Origin of the sequence: Pseudomonas sp. RL_15y_Pfl2_60, assembly GCF_963970595.1 — a bacterium.
GTDB lineage: Bacteria > Pseudomonadota > Gammaproteobacteria > Pseudomonadales > Pseudomonadaceae > Aquipseudomonas.
On the sequence record NZ_CAXAOE010000001.1, the window covers coordinates 896208 to 911740 of the forward strand.

Here is a 15533-nt window from a genome sequence, read left to right on the forward strand (position 1 = left end):
CGCGGGCTGGTTTTAGGGTCAAAGCACTGAGTTAATCGCGACGTTCGTATTCGCCTTCAAGCACATTGGGGCGCGAATCCCCTGGGCGCCGCGCCGCAGCCAGGTCATCAGCAAATGCACGCTGGCGCGCAGCTTGCTCAGCTGTCCGGGCGCGTATTTTTCCAACGAAAATACGGCGAGTGAACGGAATCAAGCAAAGCAGGCCGAAAATGTCGCTGATAAAACCAGGCAGCAGCAGCAAACCACCACCGACGGCAATCATTAAACCTTCAAGGACTTCCTGCTCCGGCAATTCACCACGAGCCAGTCGTTCACGGGCGCGGAATGCCGTGGCGATCCCGGCTACACGCAGAAGAATGCTACCCAGTACGGCAGAGCCGACTACCAGCAAAATGGTCGGTATCGCACCAATTGCGCCACCTACCTTGATCAATACGGCCAGCTCGATGAGCGGGAACAAAAGAAATAAAAACAAAAAAGCACGCATCAGAATTTCCTTAACGGAAGAACAGCTTCCTGTGAGGATGAAGTATGGGTTCGCGCACTTAATTCAAGCTTAAGCAGGATTATTTCCCGGCCATTCATCGGCGTGAGCCAGTGCCACCAAGGCCTGGCGCACCGCTCCAGGAGTGTTACAAATTGTTGGAAAGGCCAACCAATAGATACTTTTAGCGATACGCAGGTGAAAACCTTCGCTATCAATACCCACCAACTGGGCCGGTGGGCTGGCTGGCAAACCCGCGAGTTCGACATAGTGGGCGATAGCCTTGCTGTGATCGGCATTCATATGCTCAACCATGCTCATCTCGGCTTCGCCAGCAAACTCGTTAGCCAGCGTAACCTGGTCAATCCAGTGAATAGCGCCAAAGCCACCGATGTAACGACTTCTCACGGGGTCAAGGCGCCAGAAGTCAAAATCATGGGCCCTATGATAGTCCGCTGACTCTGGGAAATACCGGTAATAGCGTTCGGCTGCAGCCTCGATCGATTGGGGATCTTCCAGTCGGTGCGCCTCGGCCAAAATGGTCAAGCGCCCGGCAGCCTGAACATCTTCAGCCGCACGTTCGCCGACGAGGATCGAGCATTTCGGGTCACGCTGCAGATTATGAGTGTGCTGGGCAATGCGACTGATAAGAATCAGCGGGCAGCCCTGCGCATCCAGGCAATAAGGCACCACTGAGCCGAAAGGAAAGCCTGGCATGCTCTTGGAGTGCGTCGAAAGTACGCCACGGTATTCCTTGAGCAGCAATTCTCGGGCATGCTTAGCCGCGCTAACGCTCATTTAATGACTCCCTGCAGAATAATCGTCACAAAAAAGAAATTTGAATGACTGCTGACAACCCGCTCGCGCGAGACTGAATGCTTAAAACCAATAGAAGCACCCGCTGAAAATGAGCAGTTTACGCGCTGCTGATATTTTTGTTCAGCAGGTTTCGCCTCTCTTTTGAATGAAGCAGTGAATCGCTGAGCACTGAATGGCTGCCGCAGGGGGCATACATACATTTTGGATAGGAAACTTTCATGCAACTGCAAGACAAAGTCATCATTATCACCGGCGGCTGCCAAGGCCTGGGCCGCGCCATGGGTGAATATTTGGCAAGCAAGGGTGCCAAACTGGCACTGGTCGACCTCAATCAAGAGCGCCTCGACGAGGCCGTGGCTGCATGCAAGGCATTAGGCGCAGAGGCCCGCGCCTACCTGTGCAACGTTGCCAATGAAGAGCAGGTCACGCATATGGTCAGCCAAGTGGCTGAAGACTTCGGCGCCATCAACGGCTTGGTTAACAACGCCGGAATCTTGCGCGACGGCCTGACCGTCAAAGTCAAAGACGGCGAGATGAGCAAAATGAGCCTGGCGCAGTGGCAAGCCGTTATCGACGTCAACCTGACGGGCGTGTTCCTCTGCACCCGTGAAGTCGCAGCCAAGATGATTGAGCTGAAGAATCAAGGCGCGATCATCAACATTTCGTCAATTTCACGCGCAGGCAACATGGGCCAGGCCAACTACTCAGCAGCCAAGGCTGGTGTGGCTGCTGACACCGTAGTCTGGGCCAAAGAACTGGCGCGTTACGGTATCCGCGTTGCGGGCGTTGCCCCTGGCTTTATCGAAACAGAGATGGTTGCCAGCATGAAGCCAGAAGCACTGGAGAAAATGACTTCGGGCATTCCGCTGCGCCGTCTGGGCAAGCCAGATGAAATCGCCCACTCGGTGGCCTACATTCTCGAAAACGATTACTACACAGGTCGGATTCTCGAGCTTGATGGCGGCCTGCGCCTGTAATCGCCCTTGCCGCAGCGATTATAGAAAAGCCCCGCATGCGGGGCTTTTCTGCTTACATCAGGCGATAATTACCAACCAACACCAAACCCCAGGCTGTAGCGGGTTTCATCCAGTTCGTTGTCGGAGTCGCCGCCACTGACCAAATCCTTCTCGGCCTTCATATTGAGCGAGGCCCAGTCGGTCACCTTGTAGCGCAAGCCAACTTCGGCATCGAAGGTATATTCCGCGACGTTATCAAGCGGTTTACCGACCTCACCCGTAGTGAAGAACTCAACAGCCTTACCCAGCAAATAGCGGTTGTAATCCCACTTGCCGCTAATTGCGTAGAAGTTTGTCTCGTCGCCGTTGGCATACTCGTAATCAGTCCGGTTGATCAGCCCGGCGATAGAGAAAGCACCCAGCTCATCATCCCAGAACTGGTAACCGGGACCGGTACCGACAGTGCGCTGACGCTCCAGGTCTTCGACCTTGTCGCGCTTGTACTCAAGGCGCCCCTGCCAGAACCAGTGCTCATCGAGGAAGCGGTCAAGTGCATACTCGGCATCCCAGTTGTCGGTTGTCACTACATGATCCGACAGCTCCCGGTTATAGCCAGCTGTTGCATTGTGCCGCCAACGGCCGTGGCGGGCCTGGGTCTTCAGATCGAGGTCGTAATCATCGGTATCGGTTTCAGAGCGCTTGAAATCAAAAGCTGCGTCGATATTACCGCGCCACGTCAAGTCTTCGACAACCGGCTTGGGTTTCATTATCTGGCTAATGCTCGCCAACTCAATGGTGCGAGGCGCCTCACCATTGACCAGCACGACTTGCCCCTCCTCGCCAGCACGCAATGATTTTGCGCGTTCGCCAGTCGAGTCATCTTCTTTGACCAACAATTCGCGATCGCTTTCCAGCGTCTTGACCTTGCTCCAGGCCAACGGAATCGCTCCACCATAATCGGTTTGCAGGAGTAATTTGTTGCCGTCGAAGAATTTGATTGTCCCGGTTAGGCGATCGCCATTTTTTAGCCAGACGGTATCGGCCAAAAGTGGGGATGCGACCAATGACAAGCTGAGGCTCAATAAGGTACGGAAAATTCGTTGTGAAAACATAGTTGGACTATGACTGCTCGGATTCTAGAAAAGTCGCGCATTATCTACATCCACGACGCCTGAACAAGCACTGACCGGGCTTTTACAGTCAAGTTCAGGATTTTCCGATCAAACGACTCAGGTATTGCCTACCAACCCACGCCCACACCAATCAGAAAGCTCTCATCGCTGTTATCTCCAACTTGCGCTTCGATTCGGTCAAGCTCATACAAAATCGACAACCGGGCCCAGTCATTGAGCCGGTAGCGCAGGCCCACTTCGCTTTCTGAGACATAGTCAATTTCACTGATTTCAGGAAAATGGATTTCTGCGTTGGTGTAGAACTCCAGACGAGTGCCCCACAACAAACGCTTGTAATCCCAAACCAGCGAATAAGTGCGAAAACTCAAATCGCCACCCGGATAATCAAACCTGATCCGATTGACCTGCCCAATCAAATCAAACCGCCCCAACGAATCATCCCAGAATCGGTAGCCGGGACCGGTGCCGATGATTTGCTGCTTTTCGACGAATTCAATGTGATCGACTTGCTGTTCACCACCGAAACGCCAAAACCAATGTTCGGTCAGAAATCGGTCAATATCGTATTCAAGGTCCCAGTTGTCATCGGTCACTCGATCATTTTTAGTCTCGCGCTGAAACTCACCACTCATGACCTGCCGCCAGCGGCCTTGCTCGATCCGGGTATTGCCCTTGAGCCTGAACTCATCGGAATTATCGTCTTTGCGCTGCAGGTCAAGCTTGGCGTCCAGATTGCCCTCCCAGGTAAAGTCTTGGAGGAACTCACGAGGCGGAACCAAACGCGTCACACTGGCCAGAGGCACGGTTTCAGTGGTGCCATCAGTGATACGCACCATTCCTTTGCCAGCGGCGGCTAGGCGCTCGCTGTGCTTGCTGTCCAAGCCATGGCGGCGAATTAACAGCGGCTGCTCGGAACTCAGAGTTTCGATATCAGACCAGTTGATTAATACTTGGCCTGCATACTTGGTCTTTAACGACAATTTCCCGCCCTCAAGCAGGATAATTTCGCCGCTGAGGCGGTCACCATTATTCAGCCAGACCGTATCAGCCATAAGCGGCGCAGCAACCCCCAATGAGATTAAGAGCAAACAGGTACGCAGCCACATGATTGATCACCCAGACATTGGACAGGTTAAATCAGCCAAGGATGCCGCCTTGCTATCATCCAAAGCAAGCCAACAAGAGCGTCGAACTGCGCTGTATACCGTGTTGGCACAGATTCCTGAGGGATGTGTTGTCAGCTACGGCCAACTGGCCGAGCTCGCCGGTTTAGGCCGCGCTGCGCGCTGGGTTGGCAGCACCTTGAGCAAACTGCCGGACGGCAGCACTTTACCCTGGCACCGCGTGGTGGCAGCCGGAGGCAGGCTGAGCTTGAGTGCAGGTAGCCATAGCGGTGCAGAGCAACGCGCCAGATTGCGCTCAGAAGGCATAACAATTCGAGGGGAAAAGGTGGATATCCGACGGCACGGCTGGCGTCCAATGGAGCACAGCGGTTAGAGTGCGCCCTTTGTTAAGTATTTCTCTAGGCTGAAACCTGCCCAATGCCTCAAAAAAGCTGGCGCGAAGCCCTCGCCGCCTACTCTAGCCCCTCGACCCTGGTACTGCTGCTACTTGGATTCGCTGCCGGCATGCCTTACATGCTGGTATTTTCCACGCTTTCAGTATGGCTGCGTGAAGCTGGTGTTGCGCGTGAAACCATCGGCTTTGCTAGCCTGATCGGCCTTGCATACGCCTTCAAATGGGTCTGGTCACCCTTGCTCGACCAGTGGAGTCTGCCGTTGCTGGGGAGACTCGGGCGACGCCGCTCGTGGTTGGTGCTCTCACAGTTATTGATTGTGATCGGCATGGCTGGCATGGCCATGTGCGACCCGCAAACCCGCCTGACCTGGTTGATTGCACTTGCGGTATTGGTCGCATTCGCCTCCGCCACCCAAGACATTGCAGTCGATGCCTACCGCCTGGAGATCGTTGACGACAGCCGCCAAGCTGCGCTGGCGGCCAGCTACATGGCCGGCTACCGCATCGCCGCACTGCTGGCCACGGCCGGCGCCCTGTACTTTGCAGAAGGTTTCGGCTCAACCACGCAGCTTTACCAATTCAGTGCCTGGTCGAGCACCTACTTGGTATTTGCCCTGCTGATGGTGCCTGCGCTGATTACCAGCCTGTGGATGCGTGAACCCGATGTGCCGATCCGCACGCAAATGGCTGCCGCACGCTACGGTTTTAGCCATCAGATTGCCTCGGTACTGGTGCTGATTGTCCTGCTGGTTTCAGTACCGGCGATGTTTACCCAACTCTATAACACCGACTTCGCCAGCGTTATATCGGGCCAGATGAGCATGCTCGACTTGCTGCTGACCGACCGGGCATTTCTGCGCGCCTTGCTCTACACCATTCTCACCACCCTGTGCCTGTCGAACATGGGGCGGCGCAGCCTGGCACCGGTGCTGACCCCTATTAACGACTTCGCCATGCGCTACCGTTGGCAAGCCTTCGTGTTGCTCGGCCTGATTGCCACCTACCGCATGTCCGATACCGTGATGGGCGTGATGGCTAACGTGTTCTACATCGATCAGGGCTTCACCAAAGACCAGATCGCCAGCGTCAGCAAATTGTTCGGCCTGGTCATGACCCTGATGGGCGCAGGCTTTGGCGGACTATTGATCGTACGCTTCGGGATCCTGCCTATCCTGTTTATCGGCGGAGCCGCATCGGCAGCGACCAACATACTGTTCCTCATGCTTGCAGGCATGGGCGCAAACCTGAATATGCTGATCATTACCATATCAGCGGATAACTTCAGTGCCGGCCTCGCCACTGCGGCGTTCGTTGCCTATTTATCCAGCCTGACCAACCTCAAGTTCTCAGCGACTCAATACGCCCTGCTCAGTTCGATCATGCTGCTCTTGCCGCGACTGATTGGCGGTTACTCCGGGGTTATGGTCGAAAAATTTGGTTACCCGCACTTCTTCCTGATCACCGCTCTACTGGGCGTACCAACGCTATTCCTGATCCTCATCCAATGGCGCCGCGAGGGCTCACAACCTCACGGCGATCCCCATTCGCCTGCTCAAACGCCCCAAGCGCCCGGTTCGACCAAGCAAGCCTGACCCCCTCCCCCCGAAGTGTGGCTGCCGAATAAGCAGATGCACTTTAAGTAACAAATAAAGGGTTAACTACGGCGATATCACCCAAAAGTGGTGGTATCGTTGGCGGCTTGCTTAGACTTTTACCAGGGTTATCAAGCCCAAATAATAATGAAACCAGCACCATGCTTAACGAAGCCGCAGCCAACCTGATGTTGCTGCACGGCAGAAGGTGACTGGTTTTTGCTACGGAGCACATATGCAATCAGTGCAACATTCAGCCTCCAGTGCCGAAGACAATATGTTTGAAGCCTGGTGGGCAAAACAAGGTGAATGGGTTGAAGAACCCAATGTCAGGCGCGGCGGCGAAAGCGGTGTCCAGCGCATTTATGACGACAATGGCAACCTGCTCTACTCCAAGCGCCAGACCGGGCATATACATCGCAGCTGGCGGCATCCATTTGGCCGCCTGACAGTTCTACGTGAGCGTGATGCGCTTACTGGCGCAAGCCAGGCTGGGGTCAATGTACCCAAGATTGTTTACTGCGCTACCAGCGGTGAGCGCGGCCTGTTGGTTACGGCGGCACTAGAAGGCTATCAAACCATTGAAGACTGGTACGCTGGTGGCGGTCGCGAGCAATATAGCGAGGCCCTGCACAGCCAGTTGCTGCAGACTGTCGGCGTCAACATCGCTCGCCTGAACCGCGCGCGCTGGCAACATGGCTGCATCTACGCCAAGCACGTGTTTGTTTATGTCGAGGGAGAAGGCGCTTCGGCCAAGGCCCACGCAGCGCTATTGGATCTGGAAAAGTGCCGTCAACGCCTGACCAGCAAACAAGCCGCATTGCACGACATGAAGCAGTTGCGCCGCCATTCCAACTGGAGCGCAGCCGACTGGAAAATCCTTAAAGATGCTTACGAACAGGAATTTGGTCGCACGTTGAGCGAACTGCCCGACTGATCAAGCCTTAAAGCCCCCCGCCAGGCGGCCTGGCGGGGCTCTATCCGTCACACTTGAAGCCTTAGGCCTTGGGCGCCTGGACCATGTGCATGACACGCTGTGGGAACGGAATGCCAATACCCGCCTCAGTCAACTCCACCTTGGTTCTTTCGGTGAAATCAAACGTCACCGGCCAATAATCCCCCGTCGCGACCCAAACACGCAGCACCAGATTTACCGAGCTTTCACCCAACCCCGTCACATACACCACAGGCTCTGGCGAAGTATGCACCCGCGGGTCCTGGGCGATTTTGAGCAACACTTCACGGGCTGTTTTGATGTCGCTGGAATAATCGATACCCACAGCGATATCAGCACGCCGCTTGGGCTCTCGCGAGTAATTGGTGATATTGCCGTTCGACAGACTGCCATTCGGCACGATAATGACCTTGTTATCGGCCGTTTTCAGTGTGGTGTGGAAGATCTGAATGGTGTCGACTGTACCGCCCACGCCTTGACCTTCGATCCAGTCACCGACGCGAAACGGGCGGAACATCATGATCAGCACGCCACCCGCAAAGTTAGCCAGGCTGCCTTGCAGGGCCAAGCCAATAGCCAGGCCAGCAGCACCAATCACGGCGATGAATGAAGTGGTTTCAACACCAATCATCGAAGCAACGCTGATCACCAGCAATATTTTCAGGATGATATTGGCCAGGCTGCCAATAAAGCCATTGAGCGCCGGGTCAAACTTGCGCGCACTGAGCATGTTCGAAACGCGGCGGGTCAATGAATTGATCAACCACCAGCCAATGCACAGGGTCAATAAGGCCAAACCGAACTTCAAGCTATAACTCACGATAATCGGCAACCATGCCTCGGACATCGTGAGAATTTGATCGACAGTTATATCCATGGAGCACTCCCTTTATAAACAATCACGCACCAAACCCAATGCGTAAAACGAAATCGCCACGGCAAGCCATGGCGATTGAATTGCAATTACACCTTTTTGCGACGGCAAAGCGCCAGCAAGGTTCAATCCCCTTGGGCTTAATCGCGGAAATTGTTGAATTGCAGCGGCATTCCTAACTCTTTGGCACGCAATACAGCGATTGCCTCTTGCAAGTCATCGCGCTTCTTGCCGGTTACGCGCACCTGTTCGCCTTGAATGGCAGCCTGCACCTTAAGCTTGGCATCCTTGATGTGAGCGACAATTTTTTTCGCCAGCTCCTTATCAATACCTTCACGCAGGATAACTTCCTGCTTCATGGATTTACCTGAGGCGTAGGCATCCTTGAACTCAAGGCATTGCACATCAATCTTGCGCTTGACCAGGCTGAGCTTGAGAATTTCAGCCATTTGCTCCAGCTGGAAATCTGCATCAGCGGTCAAGGTAACGGTTAAATCCTTGGCTTCGAAACTGCCTTTACCGCGAAGGTCATAACGACGCTCCAGCTCTTTCATGGCATTGTCGATGGCATTGGTCACTTCGTGTTTATCCAGCTCGGACACCACGTCGAACGAAGGCATGGGTTTCCTCCTGTATTTGGCGCGACCCACATCACGAATGGACCGCAGATTGCTTGACGAGAAAAAATCTTAGCCATTATATATCCTCAGCGGCATCGAGTGCCCAGCGGTGTCCCCGTTCACGCCACCTTTTGTGAGTTTCAAATGCCCAACCCACACCTCAGTATCATGGTGGTGGACGATGCCAAGTTCTCCAGTGCAATTATCGGTCGCACGCTGAGTCAGGCCGGATACGTCGACATCCGCTTCGCCAACAGCGCCAGCGAGGCACTCAAGCAGCTTGAGGCACGCCCCGCGAGCGTGGTCCTGGCTGACTGGCTGATGCCCGAAACAGATGGTTTGATACTCACCTCCCAAATTCGCCAACTGGATGAAACCTCGGATCATTACACCTACGTGATCTTGCTTACGGGCAAGGAAGGTGAAAATGTCCTGAGCGAAGCCTTTGACAGCGGCGTGGACGACTTTATCAACAAATCAGTGATGAATGAGCAACTGGTGCCACGTGTGTTCGCGGCCGACCGACTCTGCAACACACTGCAGCGCCTACTGATCGAGAATCGCCTGCTGACCGACAATATCGCCAGCCTTGAGCAGCGTAACCTGGTCGATTCCCTTACCGGACTGGGCAACTCGCGTTACCTGGAGCGAAAGCTTGAAACAGGCCTACGCAATGTCGAGTCACGCGGCGGAGCCCTGGGTTACCTGTTGATTGGCCTGCAAGAGGCCAACGAACTGCGTAGCCAATACGGGGAGCCCCTCTATAACGAGCTGTTACACAGCGTTGGCAGGCGTCTGCAACAACTGGTGCGCCCGCTGGATGTGCTGACCCGCCTGGATGACAATCACTTTGGCTTGATTACCTTGTTGTCCAACCTGCAAGAGTGCTCGCCGAGTAGCTTCAAACGCCTGCATGAGGGCCTCAACCTCAAGGCCTTCAAAACCAGTGAGGGCTTTATCAGCCTCAAGGCTGGGGTTTGCTTGGTCGGCTTGGATAACCGCAACTTGCCGGTCAGCCCTGCCGAGCTGATCAGCAGCGCCAAGCAACTTCTGCCTGAAGCCTATGCCAGCGGCCGCGTCGCAGCGATGCGACTGCCCGAGGCGGTGTGAGCAGTCGCTGGCATGTGCTCGGCGCAGGCTCGCTAGGCAGCCTGTGGGCCGCGCGACTGTTTCGCAGCGGTTGCGATGTCGAGTTGATTTTGCGCAGCCGGCAACGCCTTGCGCAATACCAGCAAGCGGGCGGATTGACGCTGACCGAAAACGAACAGGTTCAGCGCTACCCGATACCTGCTGTCAGCATCGATACCTGCGGCCCGGTGTCGAGATTACTGCTGGCCTGCAAGGCCTACGATGCATCAGTAGCCATCAGCCAGGTGGCGCCACTGCTCACAGCCGATGCAGAGGTTATCCTGCTGCAAAATGGCTTGGGCAGCCAGGATCAGGTCGCGACGCTTATCCCGCAGGCACGCTGTATTTTGGCTTCGAGCACTGAAGGCGCATTTCGCCAGGCAGATTTTTCCACAGTGTTTGCCGGCCAGGGCCATACCTGGCTTGGTGATCCGCTGCAGCCAAGCCCGCCACGCTGGCTTGAGGATCTACTGCGCAGCCAGATCAATCACAACTGGACGGACGACATTACCAGCCGACTGTGGCGCAAACTGGCACTCAACTGCGCAATTAACCCACTCACAGTGTTGTATGACTGCCGCAACGGCGGGCTGCTGGAGCATCAGGCTGAAGTGGCCAGCCTGTGCAATGAACTCAGCCTGTTACTCCAGGCTTACACCACTCCATCGGCAGCAGCAGGCCTGCATGAGGACGTGTTGCGCGTGATAAACGCCACGGCGGCTAACTATTCATCGATGCATCAGGATGTTGCGCAGAAGCGCCGCACCGAGATTGCCTACCTGATCGGCTACGCTTGCGCTGGCGCAGAGCGCAAACACCTGCAATTGCCTGAGTTGAGAGCCTTGAACGATAGGCTTGGCAACTACCTTGCCGCACACGGATTGCCCCGCCACTAGCACCACGCTACCCTCATAGCACTTTAGTCATCGCGATCTGTGCTGCCATGTCCTTGCGCCAACACCTAGAAAACCTGCCAGTTGGCCGGAAAATGCTCGCAGCGCTGCTGGTGCTCGTCATCGCTGTGTTGCTGGTTGCCAACCTGGCCTTTATCAGCGCTGCTTACTGGATTTCCCAGCAAAGCATGGCGCCGCAAGCCATGCACACCCTTGGCCGGATTATCGCCAGCCCTGCGCTGAGCAAAAAAGCCTTGAGCTCTGCCGAAGAGGCCCAGGCCGTGCTCAAGCGACTGGATGACTACCCTCCGCTGCGTGGCGCGGTGATCTACGGTAGTGATGGGCGCAGCCTCGCGCAATTACAGCGCGGTGAAAAACTCGATATGCCCGAGCGCCTGGACAAGCTCGACTCCTGGCGCGTCACCGAGTTTCGCAGCAACCAACTGATTGAACTGCCTCAGTCCAACGGGCAACCCGGCCACCTGCTGCTGGTCGCTTCCAGCGAGCTTGCGGGCGCGTTCTATACCGGCACCTGGACCGCCAGCCTGGTTATCTTGATCATCAGCGCCATGCTCTGGTTTCTGGTCGCACGCCAAATTCGGCGCCTGATCACCAAGCCGATTCGCAAGCTCGAGGAACTGTCTCGGCAAGTGACCCGTGAAGAAAATTACTCACTGCGCGCCAAACGCGGCAATAAAGACGAAATTGGCAGCCTTGCGGATGCCTTCAACACCATGCTGATGCGCATCGAGGCCCGTGAGCAACAACTAAAACGTGCCCGCGACGAATCACAAACAGCCTTCGGTCAGGCCCAACAACTGGCTGAAGAAACCCGTCATTCGAACCGCAAACTTGAGTTGGAAGTGCAGTTTCGCAGCAAGATAGAAAAGAAACTCACAGGCTTTCAGAACTACCTCAACAGCATCATCGACTCAATGCCCTCTGCGCTCATTGCCCTGGATGACGAGTTGTATGTGACCCAATGGAACCAGGAGGCGAGCGCCCTCTCGGGCACCACGCTGGATGAAGCACTGAACCAGCCCGTATTTTTAGCCTTCCCCCACCTCAAGCTCTATCTCAATCAACTCAAGCGCACGATCGACAGGCATCAGGTAGAAAAGATCGAACGCATCACTTGGAGTCGAGATGGCCAGCCGCACCATTTTGCCCTGACCTTCTACCCGTTGACGGGCGTTAGCGGACGCGGCGTCGTCATCAGAATTGACGACATTACCCAGCGCCTCAATCTTGAGGAAGTCATGGTGCAATCCGAAAAGATGCTTTCCGTCGGTGGTTTAGCGGCGGGCATGGCCCATGAGATCAACAATCCGCTTGGCGCTATCTTGCATAACGTGCAAAACATTCGTCGGCGCTTGTCTCCCGAGCTTGAGCGAAACCGCGAGATAGCCACTCAAGAAAATATTTCACTGGAAGCCATCGACCGCTACTTGCAGGCCAGGGATATTCCCCAGCTACTCTGTGGGATCCAGCAAGCGGGCACCCGGGCCGCCAAGATCGTCAGCCACATGCTCAACTTCAGCCGCCTGAGCAACCGCCAGTTGATCCCTTGTAACCTGCCCGGTCTCATCGACCAGGCGCTTGAAATCGCCAGCAATGACTTTGACCTGACTGAGCGCTTCGACTTCAAGAGCCTGATTATCGAGCGCGAATTCGACCCCATGCTCGGCCCGGTTCCGGCAACCGCGAATGAGCTGGAGCAGGTTCTGCTCAACTTGCTGAAAAACGCAGCACAGGCGATCCACCAACGTGATGATCAACGCACGCCAGGGAAGATCAGCTTGCGCACCCGCCTGAACCCACCATGGGCAATCATTGAGGTTGAAGACAACGGGATTGGTATGCCTGAATCCGTGCGCAAACGCATATTCGAACCCTTTTTCACCACCAAGGAAGTCGGCCAAGGTACAGGCCTGGGTTTATCGGTGTCTTACTTCATTATCACCAACAACCACAAAGGCCAGATGGAAGTGCAAGCCAACAAGAATAAAGGCACCTGCTTTATCCTGCGCCTCCCCCTGACAGCACCAGCTCAGACCACAGGTTTATAAACATGGGATTTCGACTCTCGAAGATTTACACACGTACTGGCGACGCTGGCGAAACGGGCCTGGCCGATGGGCGGCGAGTGGCTAAAGATCACCCCCGCGTTGAAGCCATGGGGGAAATAGACACGCTTAACAGCCATATCGGCCTGCTGATTGCCGAGCTACAGGAGCTAGCAGAGCAACACCCTGGGTTTGGCGATGTGATTGCGGTTCTCGAACCTTGCCAGCATCGTTTGTTTGACCTGGGCGGCGAGTTGGCGATGCCCGACTATCAAGCCTTGCAAACGGTTGAGGTTGAGCGCTTGGAGCAGGCGATTGATCGCTGGAATGAGGTCCTGGGTCCGCTGGAAAACTTCATCCTGCCGGGCGGTTCGAAACTCGTCGCCCAAGCCCATATTTGCCGAAGCCTGGCCCGCAGTGCCGAGCGGCGCTGCCAGCAACTGAACGCAGAAGAACCCATACGCAAGGTTGGCCTGACTTATATCAACCGCATGTCTGACCTGCTGTTTGTTGCAGCAAGAATCATTGCGCGGCACCAACATGTCAGCGAGGTGCTCTGGCAAGCGGCGCCCAAACAGGCTTAGTAAATAGCGTCAGCAACGTCCAAGTGAATTCCGTCGTGTACTGGATGCTTTCAGCCACCAGTTGTGGCAACAGATATTGGCTGTATTGGCTAAACCATGATGGGCAAGCTTGCATTGCCTCACCCGACGCATTGCTTAAAGCAAACTCAACTGGCTTTCGAAGCAACGCTCCTTACCCGTTACCGGGTCAGTAAAACCCAAGCCTTGGGCCAATAGCTTCAGTGGTTTGCTGTAGTCATCGGGATCATCCGGGGTATCGATCACATCCGGGTAGAAGGGATCATTGCAGATTGGCGCGCCCAAGGAAGCGAGATGCACGCGCAATTGATGCTTTTTACCTGTCACCGGATACAAGGCATACAACCAATGTTCCCCCAGTTTCTGGGCGACTTCGATACGCGTCTCGGTGTTCGGCGCGCCCTCAACTTCCTGCATGCGAAAGAATGGCTCGCCGGGCGCAAAGCGAGTTTTGCGCAGCAAGGGAAAGCTCAGATCAGGCAATGCCTTGGCGAGCGCTTCGTAGCGCTTGAACATTTTTCGTTCACGAAACAAGGCTTGATATAGACCACGGGTTTGCACATTGGTCGAAAACAGCACAAGCCCCGCCGTATGCCGGTCGATACGGTGTAGCGGCACGATATCGGGATTGGCAAAGCGTTTGGTCAGGCGCGCCTGCAGGGTCTGCTCTACATAACCACCGGATGGCATGACCGGCAGGAAATGCGGCTTATCGACCACCATCAAATGCTCATCGATGTGCAATACGACTTCTTCAAAGGGAATCGGCAGTTCAACCGGTACTTCCCGAAAGTAATGCACGCGCAACCCGGCTTTATAGGGATGCTGCAACCCCAGCGCCGCACCATCGGCATCCAGTACGCGCCCACGCTGAAAACGATCAATCCAGACATCCCGGGCAATCCCTGGAAAGTGCGCGCACAAGCAATCCAGCACCGTTGACCACTGGCCTTGCGGCAAATGGACGGTGCTGGGACGCATATTGGATGGAGAACGGGCTTGAACAGGCATTTAGACTCTCGGCGACGAACTACAAGAAGCAACGGCTTATTAGGCCGTAGTCGCGCCGAGCACCGCAACTGTTAAGGTTGCCTAAGTGTTCTGGGTTGTTAATCGAGCTTACGCAGGACGTATATGCGCCACAGGGCATAGCCCGGGATGAAGTCCTTGTGGCCAACGATCTTAAAACCGGCCTGCTTGAATTCCGCCTCGATTGTCTCGCGCGGGATCACAAAACGGTTTTGCAGCAAAGGATCACGCTCGGCAGCTGGGCGGCGAGCTTCGCTGCGCTTGCGCTTCCAGGCCTTGTAATTACCGTCCACCCACAACGAGAGCACCAGGGTATCGCGGGTTACGCGCTTGAACTCCTTGAGCATGGCCTGACGGTGATCGGCCTTGCCGATGTGGTGCATCAGCCGCATCGAGAAGATGCAGTCGACAGCGTTTTCACCCAGATCGATAGCAAAAGCCGATGTTTGAAACGGCTTGACCCGGGCAGTAACCTCGGGCGCCTGCCCGCTCATGCCGGCATCGAGCATGTCTTGCGAATTATCGGCAGCCAGAATCATGCGGTTAGGCTGCTCACAGAGCATCGGCCAGAAACGCCCTGCCCCGGATGGCAAGTCAAGCACCAGATTTGGGTCACCCGCCATTTTCAATGCGGCCCGGGCAATTTGTACTTCTCGCCAATGAGACATGCGTCGAGACAAGCCTGTCTTGTGCTTGTTCAGGTACATGTTGGCGTGCTCGCGATCGTACTTGCCGGAGAACTCGAGCTCTATTGGAGGGGGTTTAGACATTTTGTCTGATCTCAGTTGATAAACTGAAATCAAGCTAACCAGCCAGTCATCAGCCTCGCGTCAAGACAATGTGAAAAAAACGTGAAATCCGTTT

The 15533-nt window shown here is 55.2% G+C and carries 16 protein-coding genes; 8 read left to right on the forward strand and 8 right to left on the reverse strand.

Features of this window, described 5'->3' with window-relative positions:
• Positions 1–31 precede the first annotated feature (31 nt).
• Positions 32–487, reverse strand: a complete 456-nt coding sequence (locus AACY26_RS04230) for an FxsA family protein (RefSeq protein WP_339511269.1) — start codon at positions 485–487, stop codon at positions 32–34.
• A gap of 69 nt (positions 488–556) precedes the next feature.
• Positions 557–1282, reverse strand: coding sequence for a HugZ family pyridoxamine 5'-phosphate oxidase (locus AACY26_RS04235; protein WP_339511271.1), 726 nt, complete (start codon positions 1280–1282; stop codon positions 557–559).
• Positions 1283–1521: 239 nt separating this feature from the next.
• Here AACY26_RS04235 and AACY26_RS04240 point away from each other — a divergent pair, with 239 nt between their 5' ends.
• On the forward strand, positions 1522–2280 hold the full coding sequence (locus AACY26_RS04240) for an SDR family oxidoreductase (RefSeq protein WP_339511273.1): 759 nt from the start codon (positions 1522–1524) through the stop codon (positions 2278–2280).
• Positions 2281–2348: 68 nt separating this feature from the next.
• Here AACY26_RS04240 and AACY26_RS04245 read toward each other — a convergent pair whose 3' ends face one another.
• Both AACY26_RS04245 and AACY26_RS04250 read right to left on the reverse strand, forming a co-directional pair.
• Positions 2349–3371 carry a DUF481 domain-containing protein gene (locus AACY26_RS04245; protein ID WP_339511275.1) on the reverse strand — a complete coding sequence of 341 codons (1023 nt, stop codon included), beginning with the start codon at positions 3369–3371 and terminating at the stop codon, positions 2349–2351.
• A 128-nt stretch (positions 3372–3499) separates the two neighbouring features.
• Positions 3500–4498, reverse strand: a complete 999-nt coding sequence (locus AACY26_RS04250) for a DUF481 domain-containing protein (protein ID WP_339511276.1) — start codon at positions 4496–4498, stop codon at positions 3500–3502.
• Between AACY26_RS04250 and AACY26_RS04255 the strand changes: the two genes are divergently transcribed.
• The 3 genes from AACY26_RS04255 (at position 4497) to AACY26_RS04265 (ending at position 7439) form a co-directional block, all read left to right on the forward strand.
• Positions 4497–4889 carry an MGMT family protein gene (locus AACY26_RS04255; RefSeq protein WP_339511278.1) on the forward strand — a complete coding sequence of 131 codons (393 nt, stop codon included), beginning with the start codon at positions 4497–4499 and terminating at the stop codon, positions 4887–4889. The two genes, AACY26_RS04250 and AACY26_RS04255, sit on opposite strands and share 2 nt — an antisense overlap.
• Before the next feature lie 44 nt (positions 4890–4933).
• Positions 4934–6502, forward strand: coding sequence for an AmpG family muropeptide MFS transporter (locus AACY26_RS04260; protein WP_339511280.1), 1569 nt, complete (start codon positions 4934–4936; stop codon positions 6500–6502).
• A gap of 235 nt (positions 6503–6737) precedes the next feature.
• Complete coding sequence (locus AACY26_RS04265; protein WP_339511282.1) at positions 6738–7439, forward strand: lipopolysaccharide kinase InaA family protein; 702 nt, start codon at positions 6738–6740, stop codon at positions 7437–7439.
• Between the two features lie 61 nt (positions 7440–7500).
• On the opposite strand, the gene AACY26_RS04270 is transcribed toward AACY26_RS04265, so the two are convergent.
• Together AACY26_RS04270 and AACY26_RS04275 are read right to left on the reverse strand one after the other, a co-directional pair.
• On the reverse strand, positions 7501–8334 hold the full coding sequence (locus AACY26_RS04270) for a mechanosensitive ion channel family protein (protein ID WP_339511284.1): 834 nt from the start codon (positions 8332–8334) through the stop codon (positions 7501–7503).
• A gap of 137 nt (positions 8335–8471) precedes the next feature.
• On the reverse strand, positions 8472–8951 hold the full coding sequence (locus AACY26_RS04275) for a YajQ family cyclic di-GMP-binding protein (protein WP_339511286.1): 480 nt from the start codon (positions 8949–8951) through the stop codon (positions 8472–8474).
• Between the two features lie 144 nt (positions 8952–9095).
• On the opposite strand from AACY26_RS04275, the gene AACY26_RS04280 reads away from it, so the two are divergent.
• Genes AACY26_RS04280 through AACY26_RS04295 form a run of 4 tightly spaced genes read left to right on the forward strand, consistent with a single transcriptional unit; the run spans position 9096 to position 13622 of the window.
• The gene (locus tag AACY26_RS04280; protein WP_339511288.1) at positions 9096–10061 is read left to right on the forward strand and encodes a response regulator; all 966 of its coding nucleotides are present in this window, start codon (positions 9096–9098) and stop codon (positions 10059–10061) included.
• On the forward strand, positions 10058–10975 hold the full coding sequence (locus AACY26_RS04285; RefSeq protein WP_339511290.1) for a putative 2-dehydropantoate 2-reductase: 918 nt from the start codon (positions 10058–10060) through the stop codon (positions 10973–10975). Before AACY26_RS04280 ends, AACY26_RS04285 begins: the two co-directional genes overlap by 4 nt.
• 47 nt (positions 10976–11022) lie before the next feature.
• Positions 11023–13041: an ATP-binding protein gene (locus tag AACY26_RS04290; protein ID WP_339511292.1), complete on the forward strand. Its 2019-nt coding sequence runs from the start codon at positions 11023–11025 to the stop codon at positions 13039–13041.
• Positions 13042–13043: 2 nt separating this feature from the next.
• Positions 13044–13622 (forward strand): cob(I)yrinic acid a,c-diamide adenosyltransferase, encoded by a 579-nt coding sequence (locus AACY26_RS04295; RefSeq protein WP_339511294.1) that lies wholly within the window; start codon positions 13044–13046, stop codon positions 13620–13622.
• A gap of 135 nt (positions 13623–13757) precedes the next feature.
• Here the strand turns inward: AACY26_RS04295 and AACY26_RS04300 are convergent, their stop codons facing one another.
• Together AACY26_RS04300 and AACY26_RS04305 are read right to left on the reverse strand one after the other, a co-directional pair.
• The gene (locus tag AACY26_RS04300) at positions 13758–14651 is read right to left on the reverse strand and encodes a pseudouridine synthase (RefSeq protein ID WP_339511296.1); all 894 of its coding nucleotides are present in this window, start codon (positions 14649–14651) and stop codon (positions 13758–13760) included.
• Between the two features lie 98 nt (positions 14652–14749).
• Positions 14750–15439 (reverse strand): class I SAM-dependent methyltransferase, encoded by a 690-nt coding sequence (locus AACY26_RS04305; RefSeq protein WP_339511298.1) that lies wholly within the window; start codon positions 15437–15439, stop codon positions 14750–14752.
• Positions 15440–15533 lie beyond the last annotated feature (94 nt).